The following is a 26,218-nucleotide window of genomic DNA, read 5'->3' on the forward strand; positions in this document are numbered from 1 at the left end:
TCTGAATGTATGTGAAGAATTCAGGAAATTGTATCCAAAACTTTAATACATCAGTTTTCTTTCATGTCATAAGCATTTATTCTTCTTCAGCAGAATTTACATTCCGGCTTTCAAACTATTTCCGGATATGCACTCATACTTTTGATTGATGTAACTGTTAAGAAAAAAAGGTATTCTATCTTTACATCCATGATTATAAAGGAGTGAGTTGTTTTGTCGCTTAGTGAAATGATTAGAAAAGAAATTCTAAGCTGGGAAGGTGTGTCTGAAAAGCCGCATCGATTTGGTGGGATTGAATTGAATTATAAAAATAAAGAACTAGGTCATCTTCATGGAGATACGTTAGCTGATCTTCCATTTCCAAAATCAACAAGGGATGAAATAATAAAACAAGGATTAGCCCAACCACATCATGTATTACCTGATTCGGGATGGATTAGTTATCATATGAAAAGTGAAGCTGATCTTCCTTTGCTCATTCAACTTTTTCGTATGCAATATGATAGATTCGTAAAAAAATTAGAAAAAAGATGAAGTTGATACTTCACTTAGATACAAAGAACTAGGTATATATACCTAGTTCTTTTGTGAATTATAGAGGATTTCTTACTATTTTGGAGTAGCTTTTTTTAAAACAGTGCAACTTTATTTTAAAACGACAGCTGTCGATAACGGGAATTATGTGAACTACAAAACCCTCCATTTGAAAATAATGGAGGGTTTAATCATGAAGTATTCTTACTTAAATACTAACCTTTTCATTTAGTTCTATAATAAAGGTAATCAAATCCGTTTCAGATAAATATCTAAAACATGTTTTCCAATTAATCTGTTTTATAACCAGTTTAACTTTATTTGACACTCCCACGGCTAAAGCCGCAAGCTGACTAACGTCAGTGGGATTCTTGCTACCAAAGGCGAAGTCCATTTCTGGTATCGCTGACGTGCAAGATTGCGGTGTGTCATCACCACTCCCATGACAGACCGTATAGGTTCATGGGCTACGGTACTGTTACCATACCGTACAGATCTTTGGGTTCTCCATTATGTTTTAACGTCTTGTTCTTGACGACACATATTGTTTTACACACGAAATGAAATTGATTCGTGCAACCTCATACAATATTCGTTTTTCAGAGAACATAATCGTTTTAGAGTCTTTTGCATGACTATAAATAAATTTTAATATGTTTTGCGATGCAAAAGCGATACTTCCATCCCATGCCTAAAGGCGGACTAAAGTCCTGCAGGGGCTTTCTCGTATCGCAAAATGACCAAGGAGTGTGAGTTGTTTATGGAAGTGGATATTAAGGTTAGAGACGCCAAAATGAGTGATTTATCTAATATAGTAGATATATATAATTCAACTATTTCAAGTAGGATGGTCACTGCTGATACAGAGTCTGTCACAGTTATGAGTAGAGAGCAATGGTTTTATGAGCATTCACCTTCTTTTAGACCTTTATGGGTGATAGAAGACCAAGGAGAAATATGTGGGTGGGTCAGCTTTCAATCATTTTATGGTCGACCAGCTTATAATGGGACAGCTGAAATAAGTATATATATTCATCAAGATTTTAGAGGTAAGGGAGTAGGTAAATATATAATGCAACAAGTGATAGATACGTGTCCTAGGCTTGGAATTAAAACCTTACTGGCATTTATATTTGCTCATAATGAAATGAGTCTTCATCTGTTTTCTAGTTTTCGTTTTGAAAAATGGGCACATCTTCCTAAAGTTGCAGAGCTAGATGGAATTGAGAGAGATTTAATCATTCTTGGAAAAAGGATTTCCTAATACTTTAATAAAATTATATAATAGCAGGTTGAACAAGATCCGTAAAAACCCGATTGATGAGGGCTCATGATCAGTGAGGGATTGAAGAAAACCCTCACTGATCAAAGCTTCACTTTATGTGAAAGCAAGTAGTATGTAATAAAATTTTAAAATATGCACTATTGCATGCAAACGATTGCGTTCGCTACCTTATAATGAAAACGGATACATAAATGTTTTAATAAACTAATAAAATGAAATGGGGAGAAGAGATGAAGCGACAGTTTCAATATTTTAGTATTGTTACCATATCTATAATTGTGTTATGTGTATTATTTTTATTCCCTCAAGCAAGCTTTGCAGCTGTAAACGGGAAGGCAATGAATCCAGATTACAAAGCGTATATAATGGCACCGTTAAAGAAAATTCCAGAAGTGACAAATTGGGAAACGTTTGAAAATGACTTGCGGTGGGCAAAGCAAAATGGCTTTTATGCAATTACTGTTGATTTTTGGTGGGGAGATATGGAAAAGGAAGGAGATCAGCAATTTGATTTTTCGTATGCACAGCGTTTTGCTCAATCTGTAAAAAATGCAGGCATGAAGATGGTTCCCATTCTTTCAACCCATCAGTGCGGTGGGAATGTTGGCGATGATTGTAATGTACCAATTCCCTCGTGGGTTTGGAAGCAAAAATCAGATGATAGTTTGTATTTTAAATCTGAGACAGGAACCATTAATAAAGAAACATTAAATCCACTAGCTTCTGATGTGATTCAAAAGGAATATAGCGAATTATATACAGCATTTGCAGCAGCAATGGAACCGTATAAAGATGTGATTGCAAAAATTTATTTATCCGGAGGACCAGCTGGTGAGATGCGATACCCTTCTTATACATCTGCTGATGGAACTGGTTATCCATCACGTGGAAAGTTCCAAGCGTATACAGAATTCGCAAAATCAAAATTTCGTTCTTGGGCATTAAATAAATACAACTCTCTAGCAGGAGTGAATCAAGCGTGGGGTACAAAACTTACTTCAGTTTTAGAGATTCTACCGCCTAGTGATGGACAACCGTTTCTTATGAATGGATATAAATCTTCATACGGAAAAGATTATTTAGAATGGTATCAGGGTGTATTAGAAAGTCATACAAAGTTAATTGGTAAATTGGCACATAACGCGTTTGATACAACTTTCAACGTGCCGATTGGTGCGAAAGTAGCAGGAGTACACTGGCAATACAACAATCCTACCATACCTCATGGAGCTGAAAAACCAGCAGGGTATAATGATTATAGTCGTTTATTAGATGCTTTCAAAAGTGCAAATTTAGACTTAACATTTACTTGTTTAGAAATGACAGACAAAGGTGGTTATCCAGAATATTCGATGCCCAAAACATTGGTACAAGAAATTGCAAAGCTAGCCAATGCAAAGGGAATTGTATTAAACGGAGAGAACGCTCTAAGTATTGGGAATGAGACGGAGTACGAACGAGTTGCAGAAATGGCCTTTAATTATAATTTCGCTGGATTTACGCTACTTCGTTATCAAGATGTCATATATAACAATTCTTTAATGGGAAAATTTAAGGACTTATTAGGAGTGAATCCTATCGTACAAACCATTGTTGTGAAAAATGCTCCTACGACAATGGGGGATGCAGTTTATATTTCAGGAGATCGCGCGGAATTAGGGAAGTGGGATACTAGGCAATATCCAATTCGATTATCTTATGATGCATTAAATAATGACTGGAGAGGGAATATTGTTTTACCAGTCCAAAGGAATATTCAATTTAAGGCATTTATCAAAAATGCAGAGGGAACGGTTAAATCATGGCAACAAAATCAACAAAATTGGACGCCGGTACCACCGAATTCTACAGTGTATACAAGTTGGTGGTAATGTTATCATTTGTGATTAACGATAGTGTAGATTGTTAATTGGAAGGGAAAGACCCTCTTCTACTATGTAAAAGGGGGTCTTTTTAAGTTATCGTTTTTGAAAAAAATCACGAACTATCAAAAAGTTTTAATTATTCTCTTGCGAATGTCACAAAATTCCCTCCTTATTCGTCTTGTTTGTAGAACGATAGGGAGGGATTTACATGAAAAAATTTGATGTAGCAGTTATTGGTGGAGGACTTGCTGGATTGACAGCAGCAATTTATTTGGCTAGGGAAAATAAAAAGGTTGTGGTTCTAGAAAAATCGAACCGTTTTGGCGGAAGATCCATTACAACAAATAAGAATGGTGTTCTCATGAACCTTGGGGCGCATGCCCTATATCGCGGAGGAGAAGCGCTATCGATTTTTGATGAGCTTGGAATAAAAATTGAAGGGGCAATACCTACAACAGAGGCGCAAGGAATTTGGAAAAATCATGTGTATACAATACCGACCGATTTTCGTTCTATTTTATCATCCATATTGCTTTCTTGGTCAGGTAAAATACAGTTCTCTCATTTAATATTAAAACTCGGAAAAATTGACTTGGGTACAATACCAGCTATTAGCTTGAGTGAATGGGCTGAGAAAGAGATAAGGGATCCAATGGTAAGGCATGTGTTTTATGCATTGTGCAGAACAACGACGTACACATATGCTCCTAACTTACAGTTGGCACGTCCTGTATTGAAACAGATACAAAGATCAATGAAAGAGGGGGTATTCTATGTAGATGGCGGCTGGGAGACCGTTATTACTAAGTTAAGAAAAGAGACAGCGGATGCCGGAGTGGAATTACTTCAGAATAAAAATATTATTGAAATTGAGCATAGCGGTAGTTTTCAGAGAATACGTTGCTCCGATGGAGAATTATTCGAAGCTCAGGCTACGATTGTAACGGTACCACCGAAAGAAGCTTGCAAATTGGTTAAAGGGGCTGAAGAAACTTCTTTGCATATATGGAAGGAACAGTCACTGCCAGTTACTGCCGCTTGTCTCGATCTAGGATTGAGACAGTTACCTAATCCAGTACATCAATTCGTATTAGGGCTTGATCAACCTTTGTTTTTCACGAATCAGTCAAGAGCTGCAAAATTGAGCGAGGACGGAACAACCGTAGTAGGATTGATAAAATATCATGATCCTGTCCTTAACACTAGCGATCCACATGCTGACAAAGTCCAACTAGAACATACAATGGATCTACTCCATCCTGGTTGGCAAAGGGAGTTGACGGAACAACAATATTTACCGAAAATAACGGTCGTGTATGATTTTCCGCACATAGGACGGATTGAAAAAACAGGACCATGTGTTCCGCAAATGCAAGGGGTATATGTTGCAGGAGATTGGGCGGGACATGATGAACTACTTGCTGATGCTGCGGTTGCTAGTGGTAAACGAGCTGCACTACACATTTTGGAGACAAATAAAGTTGCAAATTGAAAGGGGGGCAAATGAGCGTGGACACTGAACACATGTATCAAGAATATAAACCTTTGTTATTTTCTTTAGCATATCGCATGCTTGGGAGTATTATGGATGCAGAAGATATCGTTCATGACGCTTTTCTTACATTAAATCATGTAGAAAACCCAGAATCTATTGATAACGTGAAAGCATATTTATGTAAAATTGTTACGAATCGTACAATTGATAAACTGCGTTCATCGGCTCAACAACGTAATGTATACGTTGGAACGTGGTTACCTGAACCACTCATCGAGGAAAGTAGTGATCCTTCCAGTACCTATCTCATCAAAGAGTCAATTTCTACTGCTTATCTTCTATTATTGCAACAGTTATCTGAAGTAGAGCGTGCTGTGTTCATTTTACGCGAGGTGTTTCAATATGATTATGATGAAATTGCCTCTATTGTCAATAAAAGCAGTACGAACTGCCGGCAAATTTTCCATCGAGCAAGAAAAAGTATTCTGGACCAACCAAAAAATTCTATATTGGATATTGAGCATATGACTGCTTGTGTTGAACAATTTGCTTTGGCCTTGCAGCGAGGGGATATTAGTGAAATGCTAGATTCTTTAAAAGTAGATGCTGTATTTAAGTCAGACGGTGGAGGGAAAGTCACAACTGCTCTTAAACCGATTTATACTGCTGAACGTATTGTACGTTTGTTCCTAAGTGTAATAAAAAAGCTTCCTGAAGGATATTCTTTCAAGTTTAGAAAGGTAAATGGGGGACCCGGCATTGTTGTATATATTGGTAAACAAGCTGCATATGTGCTTTCTTTTGAGTTTGAAGAGAAGAAAATCACCTCGATTTATATGATGGCTAATCCAGAAAAGCTCGTTCATTTAAACAGAAATACATCAGAAAAATAGAATAATTGGTTTGTCTAGACCGTTTTTCTGGATAATTGAAGGGGCAAATGAATTTGAGACAGTATATAAATCGAGGTAACAAAATCAACAAAGTTGGAGTCCCATCCCTCGCAGTTGGTGCAATCGACTGTGAGGGATTTATTCCGTTTGATATAACATAATAACTAAGATTGTTTTTTGTGTGCAGTAATACCCCCACCTCAAAATTCAGCAGGAAGTTAAGAAGTTAGGTGAGGGATAAACTGCTCGTAAAAGCCCGATTGGTGAGGGCTAATAATCAGTGGAGGATGAAGAAATCCCCCACTGATTAAAGTGTCACTTTATTTTTCTAACATTTCCAGAGGGACATCTTTTTCCCCTAATACCTCGAATTCAATTTCTCCGTTCTCTTGGTAAATTCTTTTAATTATCGGTATAGTTATCATGTGAGTTTTTTGCTGCTTTCGTTTTCTAGCAGCTTCTAGATCAATCACGTTCATGTTTTAGCATCCTTTCTGAATATGGTTATAAACAAAAGAAAATGCGTCCATAAAGGGCGCGCTTCTTCGACTTGCAATACCGATAAATAGGATGAAAAATCCTAAGTCCATGTAATGATTATCTGACTATATTAACCTTATGATTTCATTCGGAAAATGAAATGGTGTATTGTTGTTAATTATCACGTAGAAATTAACTTTACCAAAAAATAAAACGAAGTGCTACAAAAATTTTAATAGTTCTTTTTATTACAGGAAAAAAACCCTTCCTTAGCATATAATTGTAAGTAGACATACATAATCAACTTTCTCACCAATTATGATTTTTTATGAAAATTTGTTGGAAAGGTGATGAACAAAATGAGTGATATAGAAATGCTTTTGTTAGAATTAGAAAAACATGGAATTAATTATGATCGAACAAAGGAAAACCGTGAAGACAGGCTACGAAATATCTCGCGTGAAATGGGCCAATTTTTATCTATCCTAGTAAAGGGGTGTAACGCACAAAGAGTATTAGAAGTAGGTACGTCAAATGGTTTCTCTACATTATGGCTGGCCTATGCAGTGCAAGAAACAAATGGTATGGTAACAACCATCGAAATTTCTACTGAACGCGTTTCACAAGCGCTTGAAAATTTTAGAAAAGCAAATCTCATGAATCGAATTGATATTCATAACCAAGAAGCTGGAGCGTTTTTAGATGCGCAAATTGATCGTTCATTTGATTTTATTTTCTTAGATTCAGATCGGACGCAGTATATGTGGTGGTGGGAAAATATAAAGCGTATTTTAGAACCAGCAGGGTTTCTTGTAATTGATAATGCAACTTCACATGCGGAAGAATTAAAAAACTTTATTCAGCTGATTGAAGAAGATTCTAAATATGAAACAGTGTTACTTGCATTTAATAGTGGTGCTTTCGTTGCTCGGAAAAGGGAAGAATCGGCCTTGAGCACGTAGCCTTCTAGGTCTTAAGTCCGAGGAAAATAATAGGTAGAACAGGTATACTTATAGTAAGAAACAGGGAATGACTGCATTAGCAGGGATTCAATGAAATGTAACATACTCAAAACAATTGAATCCTCTAACATGGTTGGTCCATTTTGAATATGTTAGATAGAATGTATAAGATACGAAATATAGTGCATATGATTTCGCACATATAAATAAGGGAGCGATTTTGTTGACTGAATTACAAAAAAAAGAAACCGTATCCGGATCACAAGATAATATGCAAGTTGTAGTGGATACAGTGATTAAAGATGAAGAACTTGTAGAGTTGAATAAAGAAGCTGATTTATATGTACAAAAGTTAAATAGTGAACAAAATATGGATCTTTCGAAAGTATTATCACAGCTTGGTGATTTAGGAGATAAAGAACAGCGCGATGCAGGACAAACATTGTCAGCATTAAAGAGACCGGTTACAGCAATGATGAACGGAAAAAATGAAGATATTCCAAATACATTATTAGATTTGCGTAAAGTTGTATCAGAGTTAGATCCAAACTCGTTAAAAGCAACGGGAATGAAGAAGATTATGTATAAAGTGTTTAAGAAAAATCCAATGGAAACATATGTCCATAAATATCAATCCATTGATAAGCAAATTGAAGAAATTATTCGATCGTTACTTGTTGGCCGTGATAATCTACAAGAAGATACTGTGGGCTTAGAAATGTTAAAAGAGCAATCGTATAATAAAATTCATGGACTAGATAAACAAGTATATCTTGGAAGAAAACTTGCTGGGATGCTTGAGGTTGAAAAGCAAAATCCTGAGCGCCAAAAAGATATTCCGTTAATAAACGATGCATTAGAAAAAATTCTTGTACGTACGCGCAATATGCAGCAAGCAAAAAGCGTCTTACTACAATCTATTGCATCTGTTGATATCATTAAGAAAAATAATGAAAAGTTAACAGAAGCGATTCGTAATGCTATTACAATGACACAAAACGTTGTGACTGTTTCTGCCGCAATTCAGCTTGCATTAACGAATCAACGTAAAACAATCGATGCGGTTAATGCTACAAATGAGGCAATTGAATCTATGGTGTTAAGTAATTCACAAGCTTTAAAACAAAATACTGAAGAAACAACAAAATTGCTTGAAAATCCAGCAATTGGTATGGATAAGCTTCGTGAATCATTCCAAAACGTCTTTGCTGCAATTGAAGCATCTGAAAAATCATCAGAGCGTATCATCGAGTCTAGTAAAAAGTTTGTAATCGAACTTGATACATTTAACGATGAAATGAAGCAGAAGCTCATTCAGCGTCCAACGAAATAATGAATTATTAGAGGAGGTGAAGATATGGGTTTCTTTGAATTTATTTTAATGCTTGTTGGAATCGTGCTTTTAGTAGGATTCACAGCAGTGGTTTTACTTGTTTACTTCGGGCGGAAATTCTTTTTATCATGGACGAAGCCATATAAACGAGCGAACGAATCGATTGAGAAATTGTCAAACAAATCAACGCCATTTTTACAAGAATTTACGCAACACCCTCTATATTATCGCTGGATTCGTACGGAAGGGAAAAAGGAACAAAAAGCATTTAACACTCTTTTCTGTGCGGCAGACCAACGAACAAGGGAACAAGTTTTCTCAATGCTGCCGAAAGAAAAACAGAAAAAAGTGCATGCTGTTGCGAAAACGACAAAGCAGATTACAAATGAAGATATTGACGTAGCAGCGATGAAAGTAAAAGACTTCTTACGACAAGAGTCACAACAATCATCGAAGCCGACGGATCTGTCGTTCTACAAATTGTATTTTTATGATCGTTACCCCGATGCATTAAAAACGATCGAAGCGTACAAACGATCAGTCAATCCTTCGTTACAAAAAACGATTAATGATATTACAATTTCTGTATTAAACGCAATTCCGTATTATCAAGAGCATCGCATGTTTGAACAACAACACAAACTGGAAACGTTCTTAATGAAAGATTTGACGGACATGTTGTCGTTAATCGCACAACTGCCGCCATCACAGCGCCCAGAAAAAGAAGAAGAACTAACGGTCTACTTACGAAACTTCAAAAAAGAAATGGAAGCAGTAGAACGTAACATTCGCGATTCTATCGATCATGATTTAAATGTGAAGATGAGAGCGGCGAAGGAGAAGTTTAAGAGTTGAAAGAAGCTGCCTTTTAAAAGGTAGCTTCTTTTTTTGAGTTTTCTCTTTCTGTGATTTCAATTTAAACAAGCGTTTTGATTCTGTATAAACTTGATTTGTCGTTTATAGCTAAGAATACTTTAGTGAAAGAAATGGATTCATTAACTTACACTTAAGGATAAGGCTACCATAAAAGTAAAATTTAGGGTACCCTCTATGTTTATCGTGCATTAATGAGCAGTAACACCCCACAAGTAAACAAAATAAATGAGGAAGTTGTTTTATAAAGAAACTATTATTTTCCTCTAGCTACAACCTTCCCAGACCCCACACTTTCGTTATGCAATCGATCCAAAGCAGTTACCACATATGTATACGTCTCACCAGGCTTTGCAGTATTATCTACAAATATTTCCCCAGATTGCGTTTTCCGTACAGTTGTTAATAAATTCTCTGCTTTTTGAATATCCACGTCGTTCTTTCCAGTGATTCGATAGATTGCATAATACGTAGAATCATTGTTTATATCATCTACGATTCCTAAAGAGATTCCATCGTTTCTTGGTATGGATCCTTTTAAAGTGGGCTGTTTAGGTGGTTCATTGTCTAGCCATGGCATAGATGGAATTAAAGCAGGTTGTTTATAAATGTCATTTTGTAGGCGATCTTTAATTCCAAGCGGATTACGATCAATATCTTTTAAGCTAAAGTGCATGCTACCTTTTATTTGTGAATATTGATGGTTTAATGCAATTTGTCTTGGGTATTCTTCAGGATCTGACCAGGCGGGAACCGAGTTGTTGTTTATTTTGTAGGCAGCTTGTCCGATGTATAAGTGAATTGGTTTGTCTGCCGTTTCTTTTACCCACCAATCAAGTAAAATGTCATAAGCTGCAGGAGCAAAGCCAATATTCCAATAGATTTGCGGAGTAATATAGTCAATATATCCTTTTTGAATCCATTCTCGTGTGTCAGCATATAAATCGTCATAGTTTGTTTGTCCAGCAGTCGTATTGGAACCGGTCGGATCATTTGCTATATTTCGCCATACACCAAAAGGGCTAATGCCAAACTTCACATAAGATTTTTCCTGTTTAATTGCGGCGTTCAAGTCACGTACGAGTTGATTGACATTATCACGACGCCAATCTTCAATGGTAGGGAATTTTCCGTTATTGTATGTTTCATAAGTGTTTTGATCTGGAAATGTTTCTCCAGCAACTTTATATGGATAAAAGTAATCGTCCATATGAACCCCATCAATATCATAATTTTTTACAACCTCTAATACACCATCCGTTATAAAGTTTTTCACTTCTCGAATACCAGGATTATAGTACAGTTTTCCGCCATAGGAGACTACCCAATCAGGGTGTTTTTTAGCGGGATGATTGTCAGCTAAGCGGTTTGAGTCTGTATGATTCATTGTAATTCTGTAAGGGTTAAACCAAGCGTGAAATTCAAGATTTCGTTTATGTGCTTCTTCAACCATAAATGCAAGTGGATCATAGCCGGGGTCTTTTCCTTGTACACCAGTAAGATATTCGGACCAAGGACCATATTCGGAAGGATAAAAAGCGTCAGCGGTAGGTTTGATTTGGACAAGAACTGCATTCATTCCTAATTTTTTTACATCATCTAGTAAACTGATAAATTCTTGTTTTTGTTGCTCAATAGATAAGGCCGGTTTGGATGGCCAATCAATATTTAGGACGGATGCAATCCATGAGGCACGGAGTTCTCGCTTTTGATAAGAGGTAGACACTTCGGCATGTACAGACTTAGAGGAAGTGAAAAGTAAAGGAATAAAAAAGATGACACTACAACAACCAATTAATATTTTTCGTAAAATCATCATAAGCCTCCTTACTTAATCTATTATCGGAACTAATATAACATGGAGATACTAGGTTAACAATTAAGAAAACAGAATATTTAAGCCTTTATTCAGTGTAAAAATATATTTATTGGAATTTCACTTCACGAGAACTATTATGCCTGCATTCTTCATATTATTTTTAATAAAGGAAAATTTCAACTAGTGAAGTTTTATTCCCTGTTAGAGCCCTAGTACATATTGAAACAGTTAGGAGGATTGAGAGATGAGAGTATTGTTCGTCTGTTCTGGAGGAATGTCCAGTTCCATTGTTGTAAACGCTTTAAAAAAGGAAGCGGAAAAGAAAGGTATGAATATGGATGTGCTAGCGATTGGCACAAGTGAAGTGGAAGAAGAAGTGAAAAAGGGCTGGGATGTTGTAATGGTTGCGCCGCAAATTAGGCACAGGTTTGAATCTGTGAAAAAAGCAGCGGATCAAGAGTCCATTCCATGTGGTACCATTCCGCCGCAAGCGTATACACCACTTGGAGGTCCAACGTTATTAAAAGCAGTGAAAGAATTGATAGAATAGGAGGATGCTCTATGAATAAGTTTATCTCATTTCTTGAGAATAACTTATCTGGACCAATGGCAAGGTTGTCCGAACAAAGACATTTGCAAGCCATTCGTGATGGTGTCATTTCAGCATTGCCATTTATTATTGTAGGTAGTTTCTTTTTAATATTCGCGTTTCCACCCGTTCCAAAGGATAGTTTTATTGCGGAGTGGGCAGCGAAAAACATAACAAGTATTTTAATACCATATCGCTTAACGATGTTTATTATGTCACTTTATATAGCCTTTGGTATTGGATATAATTTAGCGAAAAGTTATAAATTAGATGCGCTGTCAGGCGCACAAATTGCAGTGTGTTCATTGCTTTTGACGTTAACACCTGAATTAATTAAGGATAAAGGATTCATGCTTCCAATGACAAACCTTGGCGGACACGGATTATTTGTGGCCATGATTGTTTCCATACTATCAGTCGAAATTTTAAGATTTTGTAAGACGAAAAATGTGATAATCAAGATGCCAGAACAAGTACCACCGTCTGTATCTCGTTCGTTTGAGGCCCTTATACCTGTTGCTTTCGTTATTATTCTTATGAGCATCATTTCCGTTGTATTTCGCATTGATTTACATCATGTAGTGGATCAAGTGGCTGCACCGTTAGTGAAAGCTGGAGATAGTTATTTGGGTGTTATCATTCCAGTGTTTTTAATTACCTTTTTTTGGTCTTTTGGAATCCACGGTGTATCGGTAGTTGGCACAGTTGCTCGTCCATTATGGGAAGTATATTTAGGGGAAAATGCCGAAGCGGTTGCGGATGGTGCGAGTAGTATTCCTTTTATAGCGCCAGAACCGTTATACCAATGGTTTATTTGGATTGGCGGTTCAGGAGCAACGCTAGGACTTGTATTAGCCATGATTGTTTTTGGTAGATCAAAATATTCTAAAGCATTATCAAGAGCGTGTATTGTTCCTGGTATTTTTAATATTAACGAGCCGGTTATATTTGGATTACCAATTGTCTTAAATCCGATTCTTATTATTCCATTTATTATTACGCCACTAGTTACTGCTACAATAGCTTACACTGCAACAGCAATGGGTCTCGTTTCTCCAACCTATATTATGCCGCCATGGACATTACCAGCCCCAATTGGTGCCTATTTAGCAACAGGTGGGGACTGGAGGGCTGTTGTATTAGTCTTTATTAATATTGCAATCTCATTCTGTATCTATCTTCCTTTCTTTAAAATGTATGATAGAAACATGGTTGAAGTTGAAAAGAGCGGTGATGGAGACCAGGATTCTGTAACTGTGTAATTAAAAAGTGGGGTCATTTTGATGATCCCACTTTTTTCATAACATGATATAGAAGGTGAAAATATATGAGCATAAAACTTAGTTATAAAGGCGTATTTTTATTACTATTTGGAGTGGTTTTTTCAAATCTTATTTTCACTCCACTGTTGCGTACGTTTCAAATATCTCCTCAACAAAGTATTTGGATCGTCACAAGTATTTCCGCAAGTATAATGTTGACAATTGTTGTTTCTTTTATATATAAATCCATTTTGATTTTTCGACATATAAGCCGCGGCTATGGATAACAAAAGGCGACCTGCACTCGTTTTCTCTCTTTGTTTTTACTTGGCATGGGGCAGGAAAAGGATCTGACCGCTTCTATGTATGACCGGATGCTCTCTCCCACCTAAAAAGAAGGGTTTTATGTCGGTTTTTTAATTTGTATTTATATAGATGGAACTTATACATCCAAATGGAAATTATTGACGAGATTGTTATTCTTTTTAACAAGTTGCACACTTCTTACGTATATTCTTATATTTTAATGGTAAAAAATAATTCCTTTTTGAATAGAAATACGTATTTACCGCTGTTAATAAAGGGATATTGTAAACAATGTTGAAAATAAGAATATAGAAAGGGGGGGAAGAAAGAGAAATGGTAGAAAGTAATAAAATACTTATTCTGAGAAAGTGATTGAGAGCATGATAAGTATAAATCAATTCATGTACCTAATAGGTGCATATGCAATAGGTAGTATATTAACTGCATATATCCTTACAAAGTGGAAATACGATTTGGATATTCGTGAAGCAGGTAGTGGGAATCCGGGTGCAAGGAATATGGGGCGCCTTTATGGAAAAGGTTTTTTTGTGGCCACATTTTTAGGTGATGCGCTAAAGGGAGCGATCATTGTTTATATAGCAGATCTTTTGTTTAAAGATCCTAGTTATCTATTACTTTCGCTGCTTGTTGTTATTGTAGGACATTTATATCCCATTTGGTTCCGCTTTAAAGGTGGAAAAGGGATATCGACATTTATCGGAGGATTACTTGTATTTAACCCTTTGATAGCGCTTTCTCTCGTTGGGGTGTTTATTTTGTTTTATGTGATTTTTAAAAGTTTCACCAAAGCAGGTTTAATAGCAATCGCTTGTTTACCTCTTTGTATGTTTTTGTTTTCTTACACCATGGGAGCGATTGTGTTAAGTGTTCTTATCATTGGACTTATTTTATACGCACATAGAAAATAAAGGGGATTGCAGCATGGGATTAATATATAAAGTCGCAGATCAAGCTTGGGAATTTGAAAGTATACACAAACTGAATTACAAAACGTTCGTAGAAGAGATTCCGCAGCATGAGCAAACAGAAGAACGAATACGAATAGATGCGTTTCATGAACAGAATACGTATTTAATTTGTTTAGATGATGATAAGTTAGCTGGTATGGTTGCGGTGCGAGGACAGCAACCATTTTCTTTAGATGATAAAATACCTAATTTGAGTCAATGTTTACCAAAACATGGTGATACGATATATGAGATTCGTTTATTAGCTGTTGAGCAAGAGTACCGAAACGGAAGAGCTTTGTTAGGGTTAGTCCGATTTTTACATCGTTATTTGCTTCTAAATGGATATGACATGGCAATCATTTCAGGGACAACGCGGCAGCTTTCTGTTTATGAACAAATGGGCTTTCGTTCTTTTTATAAACTTATTGGAACAGAAGAAGCAGCCTATCAACCGATGTATTTGACGCCGACGTTATTTGAACAATCTAGAATTGCGAGTATCGTTACAAAAGAATATACGTTTCTACCAGGACCTGTTGAGATTGCAGCCAATGTACACCAAGTATTTTGTTCGAATCCGATTTCTCATCGGTCGAATCAATTTAAAGTAACGATGACAAATGTCAAAAAGAGATTGTTACAGATGACGAAAGCGAAGCATGTACAAATTATGCTCGGAACAGGGACGTTAGCAAATGATTCAATTGCTTTGCAGCTAAGCTTGTTAAAAGGACGAGGACTTATCTTAACAAATGGAGAGTTTGGAAATCGTTTAGTTCAGCATGGTATTCGGGCAGGATTATCGTTCGATACGTATGAAAGAGAAATGGGGAGTCCTTTTCTATATGACGAAATAGAAGAGTTACTGACTAATCAAACGTATGAATGGCTATGGTTTGTTCATCATGAAACATCCACTGGTATGCTGAATGATATGGAGAAGATAGTCCGGATATGTAAGCAGTATCATATAAAACTATGCGTAGATTGTATTAGCTCTATAGGAGCATGTCCTATCTACTTGCAAGATGTATACTTTGCGAGTGGTGTAAGTGGAAAAGCGATTGGAGCATATACGGGGTTATCGTTTGTTTTCTACAATCACACTATTGAACCAAATGAAAAATTGCCAAGATACATGGATATAGGAATGTATGAGTTGAATGAGAGTGTACCATATTCTCAGTCTTGGAATTTAATTCGTGCACTGCAGGAAGCGTTAAAGAAGTTTGAAGACGACCGTGTATATGAGAAGGTATGTGAGACTCACTCATTTATAGAGAACGCCATTATAAACATGGGGCTACAAATTGTTACACCGAAGGAACATGCTTCGTCAATTATCATTACAATCGCATTACATAAAGAGCTTTGTTCTAAACATATAGGAAATGCATTAGCCCTACAAGGGTTTATCTTACATTATGAATCTACTTATTTACAAAAAAATAATTGGATTCAAATCTCTTGTATCAATCATTACAAAGAAAGGGAAATGAATAGCATGCTGAATTGTTTGCGAATGTATACGGAAAGTGTACATGCATATTGAAAAAAGACGGTTCATAAGCCGTCTTTTTTTAATTGCAGAAAACATAAGATTCATATTCTTTCATACAAATAAGGAAAAGAATGACGTTTTAGGGGGAGTAAAATGGTGTCTTTCATCGAAATGATTTCAAATATAATCTTGCTATATCCAAGAGCTGATCTGAAATTGAGGCATCATATTGCAATGTTAAGCGAAGAAGCGTGGTTTCGAGCGTTGCATGAAGACGCAAGATTCACAAGTCTTATATGGAATAATAGGCGAATAAAGAAGTTTCTTTTATTATCTTCTAATATGGAATTGTTAACAAAATCAAAAAGTAAGCAACAAGAACTGACTCAATTAATACATAGCGAGTATGAAAGGAGGAGATAAGAATTTTCTTATTTTTCATATTTAGGCGAACAAATGGTACAATAAAAACTTAATGTGAAAAATAAGGAAAAGAAGTGATACGTTTGAAAGATTTTTTAGAATTAGGAATTAGTGAAACGTTTAATGATACATTACGTGAAAACGGTATTGCAGAAGCGACGCCAATACAAGAGAAAGCAATCCCAGTCGTATTGTCTGGAAAAGATATAATTGGGCAAGCGAAAACAGGAACTGGAAAGACGTTGGCGTTTGTATTGCCGATTTTAGAGAAGATCGATCCAGATTCAAGCGATGTACAAGCTTTAATTGTTGCACCAACGCGGGAATTAGCACTACAAATTACAAGTGAAATTGAAAAAATGCTTGTTCATAAAGAAGATATCAATGTTCTTGCAGTATATGGTGGGCAAGATGTTGCGCAGCAAATGAGAAAGTTAAAAGGAAACACACATATTGTTGTGGCGACACCAGGTCGCTTATTAGATCATTTACGCCGTGAAACAATTGAACTGTCAAATGTTTCGATGCTTGTATTAGATGAGGCAGATCAAATGCTTCATTTTGGCTTTTTATATGATATAGAAGAAATTTTAGAAGCAACACCAGAGAGTAGACAGACGATGCTATTTTCAGCAACGATGCCAAAGGAAATTAAAAAGCTTGCAAAGCGATATATGCAAGGACCAGAGGTTATTCAAATTCAAAGCGCTGAAGTGACAGTAAACAACATTGAACAACGTGTTGTTGAAACAACCGATCGAGCAAAACAGGACGCATTACGTCAATTAATGGAACAAAATCAGCCGTTTCTAGCAATTATATTCTGTCGTACAAAGCGTAGAGCGAGTACTTTATATGCAGCACTAAAAGGATATGGCTATAATTGCGATGAACTTCATGGTGATTTATCACAGGGGAAACGTGAACGTGTTATGAAAAGCTTCCGTGATGCAAAAATCCAATATTTAATTGCAACAGATGTAGCCGCTCGAGGATTAGATGTGGAAGGTGTAACACATGTATTTAACTACGATATCCCAGAAGATGTAGAGAGCTATATTCACCGTATCGGCCGAACTGGACGTGCTGGTGGAACTGGACTTGCGATCACATTCGTGGCACCAAAAGATGAAATGTATTTGAAAGACATTGAAAAAGGGATTGGCGCAACATTACAAAGACAAGTGTTAGAACAATCAGAAGCTACAAAGAGTGAACAAAAACAGAAACAACATACGAAGACACCGAAAAAAACAAGTAATTACGGACAGAAAGACAAACGAGACGGAACAAAGAATTCCAAACAACGTTCATTTGATCCAAGTAGAAAGAAACGCAGTGCAAATTCAGGTCAGCAGAAACGCGGCCGATAAAATAGAATCGTTTTTGATGTGATAGGCCGTTTTCCTTTAGAAGAGGAAGCGGCTTTTCTTATGTTTGCAGGATTTTTTTGCGAAGATAGTAAATAGAGTAAATTATATAAACTGATGGATATGAAGAAAATAGAAATCCCATTGCAATTATTGAACTTTTCAGATTCTTATGTATAATTAGAAAGAATTATATAAATTGTTGAATGTAAGAATAACTAAAATTATGGATATGATTGATTTTTAATTTTGGATTTCTTGTGTAATCGTGTAGATAGATGTTACATCAGGTAATCCTACTGTTACATCTTAAAGAGAGTTTCTAAGTAGTAACGGAATCGTAGAAAAAGGGAGAGAGCAGAATGGAAATAGGGAACGAAAGTCTAGTAAATGCTCTAAAAGGTGTGCTTTCAGAAAGTCAGGTAACGGTAAATCTGACGGTAAGAGAGCAGCGTGGTAAGGATGAATCGTACCATGCTGTCAGTCTACCAGATGTTGTCGTTTTTCCAGCAACCACAAAAGAAGTGAGTGATGTAATGAAAATAGCAAACAAGTACCAAGTTCCAGTTGTACCGTTTGGATTGGGATCTAGTTTGGAAGGTCACGTTATTCCATATGAAAAAGGGATTACAATTGATTTTTCGCTCATGAATAAAGTGTTAGAGGTAAGGGAGAATGACTTTCTTGCTAAAGTGCAACCTGGAGTGACTCGTTTACAGCTAAATAAAGAGCTAAAGAAGTACGGTTTGTTTTTCTCTGTGGATCCAGGAGCTGACGCTACACTAGGTGGAATGGCGGCTACGAATGCGAGTGGAACGACGTCAGTAAAATATGGTGTCATGCGTGATCAAGTTCGTGATCTAGAAACAGTTCTTGCGGATGGAACGGTTATTCATACAGGGAATTTAGCCGAAAAATCTTCATCCGGTTATCATTTAAATGGCCTTTTTGTAGGATCAGAGGGGACGCTGGGTTGCTTTACTGAATTGACGCTAAGAGTATACGGGATACCCGAGCACATTATGGCAGCAAGAGCATCATTTCCAACAGTAAATCATGCAGTGGAAGCCGTCATCGCTATTTTACAAGCTGGTATTCCAATCGCAAGGATTGAACTCGTTGATGAGCCCTCAATGAAACAGGTTAATCATTTTAGCGAAACTAACTATAACGAAAAACCAACACTGTTTTTAGAATTTCACGGAAATGAAGCCGGACTGAAGCAAGACATTGAATTCACGAAAGAAATTGTAGGAGATAATCAGTGTGAAGGCATTGAGTTTGAGACAGATAATGCGGCTAGAAACAAGCTATGGGAGGCTAGGCACAATTTAGCTTATGCCTATGTCCATGGATATCCTGGGAAAAAGCTGATGGTTACAGATGTTTGTCTGCCAATTTCGGAGTTAGCTGGTGCGATTCGTCATGCGAGGGAGACGCTTGACTCTTTAGGCCTTAACGGCGGAATTGTTGGCCACGTAGGTGATGGGAACTTTCATGCTCTCTTGATGATTGATACGAATGATAAACAAGAGATTAACAAGGCTGAACAATTAAATGAACAGATTGTTATGTATGCTCTTGCACGCGGCGGAACATGTACAGGTGAACATGGAGTAGGCATTGGTAAACAAAAATATCAGGAGAAAGAACACGGAGATGCACTGCTTGTTATGGAAAAGATTAAACAAGCACTTGATCCACATAATCTTCTTAATCCAAATAAAATTTTAAAATCAAAACATAAAGTGTGATTGTATGCAGATTTTAGAAAGAAGTCGTAGTCTTTAGGAACGACATGAATCACAGTTTTTTCATAATAAATCATAGGATCAACGAGAGTAAAAAGCGCACGCTTTTTGTTTTATAGAGTATTAAGAATTTTGTTTTGCAAATCGCTGTGCAAGTTTTGCTAACAATTCTGGTTTATCATCACGGTCGATAACGACTTCAATGAAGATAAGGTGTTTTGTATCGTGAGCGACTTTCGTTAAAACGTCTTCAAATTCAATTTCATTTTTGATTTTAAAGGAAAGGCTGTTTTCTTCAGGGCCAAGAACGGAAGGTAATTTATGATATTTCCACATTTGAATATCATTGTAAGATTGATTTTCACCATGTATTGCACGTTCTACTGTATATCCATTGTTATTAATTAAGAAAATAATTGGTTTAATGTTTTGTCGCAACATAGTTGATAATTCTTGACCTGTCAGTTGGAAAGAACCATCTCCAATAATTAAAACATTTCGGCGCGTTTGATCAGCAATTTGTGTTCCTAATAGGGCAGGGAGTGTGTAACCAATTGAGCCCCATAACGGTTGGCTCACAAAGGTTACTTTGCTTGGTAATGGCATAGTGGTTGCGCCAAAAAATGGTGTACCTTGTTCAGCGAGTAATACGTCACCTTCTTGTAAAAAGTGATGCATACGTTGCCAAAAACGTTTTTGCGTTAATAATGTATTTGGCTCAGCTGTGAATTTTTCGGTAAATGAAGGGGATTCAGAGACGAACGGACGAATGTCTAGTTCTTCTACATCACGGTGGTGTAAATATGTACTTAATTGTTGTAATACGTCCTTCATAACGACTGGTGCATATTTTTTGTTTTGGACTTTCACCGTAAAAGGATGAATTTCAATCACTTGATTTTCAGAAAAACCTTGAGAAAATCCACCTGTAATCAAATCTGTTAGTTTTACACCAATGCTAATGATGCAGTCTGAATCATCTATCCGTCTTTGAATATAAGGAGAGCTAACATCCCCATTATAAACACCAATAAATTGTGAATGTGTTTCAGGAAAGACACCTTTCCCCATGCTTAATGATGCGACAGGAAAGCCTGTTTTTTCTGCAAATTCATATAGAGTTGGCTCAGCGTGATAACGATTAACTTCATAGTCTGCTAAAATAATTGGTTTTTTTGCTGCTTCAATCATCGAAATAATATGTTGAAGCAGCTCGGTCATTGCTTCTGCATTACTTGTAATTGGTTCATCTAGTAATGGTTTTGTCGGTTTGTTAATTGGTTTGTTGTACACATCGATTGGCAAATTAATATGGACAGGGCGTTTTTCATTCCAACAAGAAAGTAAGACACGATCAATTTCTCCAGCGGCGTGTTCAACTGTTAAAAACGTTTGAGCAACTGTTACTTCTTGAAACATGTTTGCGAAGTGATCAAATTTTCCGTCTCCTAATGTGTGATGTACATATAGTCCGTTTTCCATAACGTTTGTAGTTGGTGTGCTAGTAATTTTTACGACAGGTACGTTTTCAGCATAAGAGCCGGCGATCCCATTAATAGCACTTAATTCCCCAACACCGAATGTTGTGGCAAGTGCTGAAATTCCATTTATACGAGCATATCCATCTGCTGCGTATGCAGCATTGAGTTCATTACAGTTTCCAATCCATTCTAAACCTTCGTAATTGATAATATCGTCTAAAAAGGTGAGATTATAATCACCTGGTACGCCGAATATGTGCTGGATTCCCAATTCGTAAAGACGGTCTAATAAATAGTTGCTTACTGTGTATTGAGTATTCAAATGAATCACCTTCCTCTATTTTTAGGTTGATACGTCTAATTAGGTCAAATATATTGACTTAATTACTTGAGAATGAAATGTGGTATAATTTACATATAGGGGGAAAGAAGATGACTCAACATAAAGAAGAGCAGATGAATCAAGCACTTGCTTTGTTTTATTTTGCATATAAAACATTTACAGAAAAACCAGATCAAATTATTAAAGAATACGGTATTCAGCGTGTGCATCATCGTATTTTATTTTTTATCGCTCGTTTCCCGGGAATAAGTATAAATGAATTATTGTCCTTATTAGAAATAAGTAAACAAGCTCTTCATGGACCACTGCGTCAGCTTCTTGAAAAGGGGCTTATTGAAAGCAAAGAAGCAGAGCATGATCGCCGCGTGAAACAGCTTGTTTTGACTAAAGAAGGAACAGAATTAGAAAAGAAACTAAGTGACGTGCAAAGACAACAAATGGGAAGTATTTTCACGCAATTTGGTGAATCCTATGAGGGAAATTGGCTGCAAGTCATGACAGAGTTAGCAAATAGTCGTTTAGGATTTGATGCATGGTCTTCAAAGCGGGAAGAAAAATCAGACCAAGAATAGTCCCCGTTTGTTTATAGAATTTGAAATAACGCTCATTTTTATCCAGCTATAATTCATCAAAAGTGGAAATATCATTTTCAGAAAGGGGATTACAATGATTAAGCTTGTACTCATTCGTCACGGCCAAAGTGTATGGAATCTTGAAAATCGTTTTACAGGATGGACAGATGTGGACTTATCGGAAAATGGTTTGAATGAAGCAAGGGAAGCGGGTGTAATCTTAAAGAAAAATGGATATACGTTTGATGTTGCCTATACTTCTGTATTAAAATGTGCAATTCGAACTTTATGGATTATTCTTCATGAAATGGATCTCGCGTGGGTTCCTATACATAAATCATGGAAGTTAAATGAAAGACATTACGGAGCACTGCAAGGCTTAAATAAAGATGAAACAGCAAAAAAATATGGTGATGAGCAAGTCCATATTTGGAGAAGAAGTATAAACGTAAGACCACCAGCACTTACGGAGACAGACCCACGATATGAGGCTGCTGATCCAAGATATAAGGGACTAGAAAAAGGTGAATTCCCGCTTAGTGAATGCTTAGAGGACACTGGAAAAAGAGTGTTGAACTACTGGCATCAAGAAATCCTATCAACGCTGAAATCTGGTGAAAAAGTCATTATTTCTTCGCATGGTAATACGATTCGGTCGCTCGTGAAATATTTAGACAATCTATCAAATGATGGAGTTATGACATTGAATATTCCGACAAGTATTCCGCTCGTATATGAATTAGATGATAATTTAAAACCAATTCGTCACTATTATTTAAGCATGGACGGAGAAGTTCCAGAAGGGGTAATACCGAAACATATCTCTCTTTAAAAAATATGTTTGAAAATTTGAAATGACGGCTTGTCTACATATACAATAAAATTTCACTCGTGGTTAAAGACGTGGCTTCCTTCTCAGTATATGCTGTGTGACTGATTTTAGAAGGTTGTCCATGTCTTTTGTCATAATGAAATCAAAACAAGCATGTAATAATGTATCGTGAGATGTTTTTGAATGGAGGGTGAGGCGATTGACAGTCTCGAACATTCGAATTGGTCTATTTCTCCTCGTGGTAGCTTTTTTATTTCTCATTTTATTTTATTGGAAAAATGAAGAACTGTACGAAGAAAAAAAGCAGCTAATTCGGAAAACATGGTATGGTGTGTTTATTTCGACAGTCACTGTGTATTTTATGGTAAAAGGAATTGATTTGACCCTCTGGAAAAACATATTAATGTTCGTGGCAATGGTAATTTTTGTTGATATCGCGTTTATTTTAACACCAAATATTTCAGAAATATGGGGTGCTAAATTTAGCGATATCGGAAAGACCGTGCAATCAATTAAAAGATCTCTTATCGCTTCGAAGGCACGTGGAGAAATCTATACGACACTCATTCAAAACGTAAATCCAGCAGCATTTGGAAGGATGGAATGGGAAACAGAAGTAGAATATGCTGAAAATTTAAATGCCTTTCTAGATACCTATGCCGAAAAAATTGGAGCAAAGGTCGTTGTATTTGTTGCTTCAGATGAATTAAACACAAACTTTCGTGGCGTACGTTCCCAATTTAGCATCATGTTACCGCCAGAACATATAGAGAAATTAAATGAACAGAAAGCAGTTCAAGTTGAAAACGTCGGGATCATCCCAGTGAAAATTTTAAAAGATGTCTTTATTGTAATTGACGGTCAAAAGAACAATTTGCAAGATCGTGACTTTGAAAATGTATATAATTTAACGATTCATCATAGTTATTTTAGTAAATAAGAGGACAGAATCAAGATTTCTGTCCTTTCCTTCATACATAAATTTGGACAAAGTTCGTGAAAATGAAACAAAATTGAATAAAATAGGACAATCACCCCAACAATAGTACGTAGAGGTGATTGTAGTGGAAAAACAATATGACAACGATTTTTTCAAAGAAGAGAAGGATGATGCGACGGATTTCTCTTTAATAAAAGGAGATACGATGCAGCAAGTAGAAGACTTAGAAGAAGAGTTAAAAAGAAAAGGATAAAAATGCACGCTGCCTATTTCTGATATATAATAAAGATAGATAAAGAAAGTTCGCATCTATTAACAAGAAGGGGGAGTAGAAATGAAAGAGATACAGCAACAAAACTATTCTTTTTTTAAGGAAAAGAAAGAAGAACCAAATACAGACTTCTCTCTTGTAAAAGGTGCTTTGACAGAAAATATAAATCGTTTAGAAAAATTAATGAATAATAGTTCCTCTAAATATATACAAGGGAAAAAATTAAAAGAAAATGCATAGAGGCATTTTCTTTTTTTATTTTCTTAATTATTTCTTAAAACCCGTTCTAATAGAGGCATGGAAATATTGCTATTAATTTAAATAAATAGTTAAAGGCACAAGCATGGTATAATGATATGGAACAGTAAGTTTTCTGATTACAACTAAGAATTTGATATCCTAGAAATTTATAATTTCGAAAGGGGCATTAGTATGTATACTAATCTAGAACAACTAACAAAACATCCTGTATTTCATCATTTTGCAGAAATTTCAAAGATTCCAAGAGGGTCTGGTAATGAGCAAGAAATTAGTGATTATTTAGTGAAGTTTGCACAAGAGCGAAATTTAGAAGTTGTGCAAGATAAAGCCTTAAACGTGATTATAAAAAAAACAGCAACTGCTGGTTATGAGAATGTGCCTGCTATTATTATTCAAGGTCATATGGATATGGTTTGTGAAAAGAACCAAGCAACGGTTCATGATTTTGAGAAGGACCCGATTCAATTACGAATAGTTGGAGATATGTTGTATGCAAACCAAACAACATTAGGTGCTGACAATGGGATTGCAGTTGGTTATGCGTTAGCATTGTTAGACGCAAAAGACATTCCGCATCCAGCTCTTGAGGTTGTCATTACTACAGAGGAAGAAACAACAATGGGTGGTGCTTTTGCGGTTGACCCGAAACACTTTGATGGAAAAATCTTTATTAATATCGATTCTGAAGAAGATCATAAATTGTTAGTGAGCAGTGCGGGCGGAGCAAAAGCAGTTGAAACAATTCCAGTCGTATGGGAGGAAGCACCTGCTGATGCGGCAGCATATCGTTTATACGTTGGTGGCCTAAAAGGTGGTCATTCCGGTATGGAAATTGATAAAGAACGCGGAAATGCTAATAAAGTACTAGGTAGAGTGCTTCATGATTTATCAAATGAAATCTCATTTGATATCAGTGAAATTCATGGGGGATTAAAAACAAATGCAATTCCACGTGAAAGTATCGCGACAATTTTACTTTCTACAGGTGATGTGCAAAAGGTAGAAGAGAAAGTAGAAGAATGGACACGCGTTTTACAAGAAGAACTACGTGCCGTTGATCCAGATGTTCATGTTTCTCTTACAAAGTTAGAAGAAATTGCGGAAACAGTATTTGCAAAAGAAACACAAAAACAGCTTATTTCTTCTTTATTCTTAATTCCAAATGGTATTCAAAGCATGAGCATGGATATTAAAGGACTTGTTGTAAGTTCTACAAACTTAGGTGTTGTCGAAACGTTACATAATGAAATCAAGTTAAGAAGCGAAGTAAGAAGTTCTGTAAGTAGCTTAAAACAACATATTGTAGATGAAATTAAGCACATTGCAGAATTAGTTGGTGCGCAGTTCGAGAAGGAATCTGAGTATCCAGAATGGCCGTATAATCCAAATTCACCAATTCGTGATTTATTTGAAAAGGTGCATAAAGAAAAATATAATAAAGATGCTGAAATCTTTGCGGTACATGCGGGCATTGAATGTGGTGTGTTTGTCCAAAAAATGCATGGATTAGATGCAATTTCACTCGGACCAGACATTTTTAACGTTCATACACCAGATGAACATATTAGTATTTCGTCTGTAATCAATAACTGGGAATACTTTATCGAAGTAATGCGAGAAACAAAATCACTTGTTTAATAGCTCGAAAAAACTGTCTAAGATTTTCTTAGGCAGTTTTTTCGTTTTAAAAATAGTAAATAATTGATGGATTCAACTCATTATGTGGCAAAAAGGTGTGTTGTTAAATATGAGATGGCTATTATAAAGGAACAAATGGAAACGAGTATATTACGTATATGAATTTTT

At 36.2% G+C, this 26,218-nt stretch carries 25 protein-coding genes; 22 read left to right on the forward strand and 3 right to left on the reverse strand.

Features of this window, described 5'->3' with window-relative positions; all coding sequences use genetic code 11:
• The first annotated feature begins 213 nt into the window (after positions 1-213).
• From QUF99_RS15780 to QUF99_RS15800, 5 genes are all read left to right on the forward strand, one after another.
• On the forward strand, positions 214-534 hold the full coding sequence (locus QUF99_RS15780; protein WP_286125010.1) for a luciferase domain-containing protein: 321 nt from the start codon (positions 214-216) through the stop codon (positions 532-534).
• A 760-nt stretch (positions 535-1,294) separates the two neighbouring features.
• Positions 1,295-1,798 carry a GNAT family N-acetyltransferase gene (locus QUF99_RS15785; protein ID WP_289371189.1) on the forward strand — a complete coding sequence of 168 codons (504 nt, stop codon included), beginning with the start codon at positions 1,295-1,297 and terminating at the stop codon, positions 1,796-1,798.
• 251 nt (positions 1,799-2,049) lie between these two features.
• Positions 2,050-3,690, forward strand: a complete 1,641-nt coding sequence (locus QUF99_RS15790) for a family 14 glycosylhydrolase (RefSeq protein ID WP_289371191.1) — start codon at positions 2,050-2,052, stop codon at positions 3,688-3,690.
• A 202-nt stretch (positions 3,691-3,892) separates the two neighbouring features.
• Entirely contained in the window at positions 3,893-5,176 is a 1,284-nt protein-coding gene (locus QUF99_RS15795; protein WP_289371193.1) for a protoporphyrinogen/coproporphyrinogen oxidase, read from the forward strand.
• A 17-nt stretch (positions 5,177-5,193) separates the two neighbouring features.
• Positions 5,194-6,072, forward strand: coding sequence for an RNA polymerase sigma-70 factor (locus QUF99_RS15800; RefSeq protein WP_289371195.1), 879 nt, complete (start codon positions 5,194-5,196; stop codon positions 6,070-6,072).
• Between the two features lie 320 nt (positions 6,073-6,392).
• Here the strand turns inward: QUF99_RS15800 and QUF99_RS15805 are convergent, their stop codons facing one another.
• Entirely contained in the window at positions 6,393-6,551 is a 159-nt protein-coding gene (locus QUF99_RS15805) for a hypothetical protein (protein ID WP_289371197.1), read from the reverse strand.
• 360 nt (positions 6,552-6,911) lie between these two features.
• On the opposite strand from QUF99_RS15805, the gene QUF99_RS15810 reads away from it, so the two are divergent.
• From QUF99_RS15810 to QUF99_RS15820, 3 genes are all read left to right on the forward strand, one after another.
• Positions 6,912-7,514 carry an O-methyltransferase gene (locus tag QUF99_RS15810; RefSeq protein WP_483298604.1) on the forward strand — a complete coding sequence of 201 codons (603 nt, stop codon included), beginning with the start codon at positions 6,912-6,914 and terminating at the stop codon, positions 7,512-7,514.
• 223 nt (positions 7,515-7,737) lie between these two features.
• A complete protein-coding gene (locus tag QUF99_RS15815; RefSeq protein WP_289371202.1) occupies positions 7,738-8,847 on the forward strand; it encodes a toxic anion resistance protein in 1,110 nt (369 codons plus the stop codon).
• 24 nt (positions 8,848-8,871) lie between these two features.
• Entirely contained in the window at positions 8,872-9,702 is an 831-nt protein-coding gene (locus QUF99_RS15820; protein WP_289371204.1) for a DUF3974 domain-containing protein, read from the forward strand.
• A 274-nt stretch (positions 9,703-9,976) separates the two neighbouring features.
• On the opposite strand, the gene QUF99_RS15825 is transcribed toward QUF99_RS15820, so the two are convergent.
• A complete protein-coding gene (locus QUF99_RS15825; RefSeq protein ID WP_289371206.1) occupies positions 9,977-11,536 on the reverse strand; it encodes a glycoside hydrolase family 10-like protein in 1,560 nt (519 codons plus the stop codon).
• Between the two features lie 247 nt (positions 11,537-11,783).
• On the opposite strand from QUF99_RS15825, the gene QUF99_RS15830 reads away from it, so the two are divergent.
• The 8 genes from QUF99_RS15830 (at position 11,784) to QUF99_RS15860 (ending at position 19,715) form a co-directional block, all read left to right on the forward strand.
• Entirely contained in the window at positions 11,784-12,089 is a 306-nt protein-coding gene (locus QUF99_RS15830) for a PTS sugar transporter subunit IIB (protein ID WP_289371208.1), read from the forward strand.
• A gap of 11 nt (positions 12,090-12,100) precedes the next feature.
• Entirely contained in the window at positions 12,101-13,390 is a 1,290-nt protein-coding gene (locus tag QUF99_RS15835; RefSeq protein WP_289371209.1) for a PTS sugar transporter subunit IIC, read from the forward strand.
• Positions 13,391-13,455: 65 nt separating this feature from the next.
• Entirely contained in the window at positions 13,456-13,677 is a 222-nt protein-coding gene (locus QUF99_RS28745) for a hypothetical protein (RefSeq protein WP_483298605.1), read from the forward strand.
• A gap of 399 nt (positions 13,678-14,076) precedes the next feature.
• A complete protein-coding gene (plsY, locus tag QUF99_RS15840; protein WP_289371210.1) occupies positions 14,077-14,625 on the forward strand; it encodes a glycerol-3-phosphate 1-O-acyltransferase PlsY in 549 nt (182 codons plus the stop codon).
• Positions 14,626-14,638: 13 nt separating this feature from the next.
• Complete coding sequence (locus QUF99_RS15845; RefSeq protein WP_289371211.1) at positions 14,639-16,219, forward strand: aminotransferase class V-fold PLP-dependent enzyme; 1,581 nt, start codon at positions 14,639-14,641, stop codon at positions 16,217-16,219.
• Positions 16,220-16,321: 102 nt separating this feature from the next.
• Positions 16,322-16,591 carry a hypothetical protein gene (locus QUF99_RS15850; RefSeq protein ID WP_289371212.1) on the forward strand — a complete coding sequence of 90 codons (270 nt, stop codon included), beginning with the start codon at positions 16,322-16,324 and terminating at the stop codon, positions 16,589-16,591.
• Positions 16,592-16,665: 74 nt separating this feature from the next.
• Positions 16,666-17,964 (forward strand): DEAD/DEAH box helicase, encoded by a 1,299-nt coding sequence (locus tag QUF99_RS15855; protein ID WP_289371214.1) that lies wholly within the window; start codon positions 16,666-16,668, stop codon positions 17,962-17,964.
• A gap of 359 nt (positions 17,965-18,323) precedes the next feature.
• A complete protein-coding gene (locus tag QUF99_RS15860; RefSeq protein ID WP_289371216.1) occupies positions 18,324-19,715 on the forward strand; it encodes an FAD-binding oxidoreductase in 1,392 nt (463 codons plus the stop codon).
• Positions 19,716-19,835: 120 nt separating this feature from the next.
• On the opposite strand, the gene QUF99_RS15865 is transcribed toward QUF99_RS15860, so the two are convergent.
• Positions 19,836-21,515, reverse strand: a complete 1,680-nt coding sequence (locus QUF99_RS15865; protein WP_289371218.1) for an alpha-keto acid decarboxylase family protein — start codon at positions 21,513-21,515, stop codon at positions 19,836-19,838.
• Positions 21,516-21,625: 110 nt separating this feature from the next.
• Here QUF99_RS15865 and QUF99_RS15870 point away from each other — a divergent pair, with 110 nt between their 5' ends.
• The 6 genes from QUF99_RS15870 to QUF99_RS15895 all read left to right on the forward strand — a co-directional run bounded on the left by QUF99_RS15870 (position 21,626) and on the right by QUF99_RS15895 (position 26,050).
• Positions 21,626-22,108 (forward strand): MarR family winged helix-turn-helix transcriptional regulator, encoded by a 483-nt coding sequence (locus QUF99_RS15870; protein WP_289371220.1) that lies wholly within the window; start codon positions 21,626-21,628, stop codon positions 22,106-22,108.
• A gap of 94 nt (positions 22,109-22,202) precedes the next feature.
• On the forward strand, positions 22,203-22,940 hold the full coding sequence (gene gpmA / locus QUF99_RS15875) for a 2,3-diphosphoglycerate-dependent phosphoglycerate mutase (protein WP_289371222.1): 738 nt from the start codon (positions 22,203-22,205) through the stop codon (positions 22,938-22,940).
• 199 nt (positions 22,941-23,139) lie between these two features.
• A complete protein-coding gene (locus tag QUF99_RS15880; RefSeq protein WP_289371223.1) occupies positions 23,140-23,880 on the forward strand; it encodes a type II toxin-antitoxin system SpoIISA family toxin in 741 nt (246 codons plus the stop codon).
• Positions 23,881-24,004: 124 nt separating this feature from the next.
• Positions 24,005-24,133 (forward strand): D-alanyl-D-alanine carboxypeptidase, encoded by a 129-nt coding sequence (locus QUF99_RS15885; protein WP_286125029.1) that lies wholly within the window; start codon positions 24,005-24,007, stop codon positions 24,131-24,133.
• Positions 24,134-24,214: 81 nt separating this feature from the next.
• Positions 24,215-24,391: a stage II sporulation protein SB gene (gene spoIISB / locus QUF99_RS15890; protein WP_289371224.1), complete on the forward strand. Its 177-nt coding sequence runs from the start codon at positions 24,215-24,217 to the stop codon at positions 24,389-24,391.
• Between the two features lie 192 nt (positions 24,392-24,583).
• A complete protein-coding gene (locus tag QUF99_RS15895) occupies positions 24,584-26,050 on the forward strand; it encodes an aminoacyl-histidine dipeptidase (RefSeq protein WP_289371225.1) in 1,467 nt (488 codons plus the stop codon).
• Positions 26,051-26,218: the final 168 nt, after the last annotated feature.

It is taken from the genome of Bacillus sp. DX4.1 (assembly GCF_030348195.1).
Taxonomy (GTDB): Bacteria; Bacillota; Bacilli; order Bacillales; family Bacillaceae_G; genus Bacillus_A.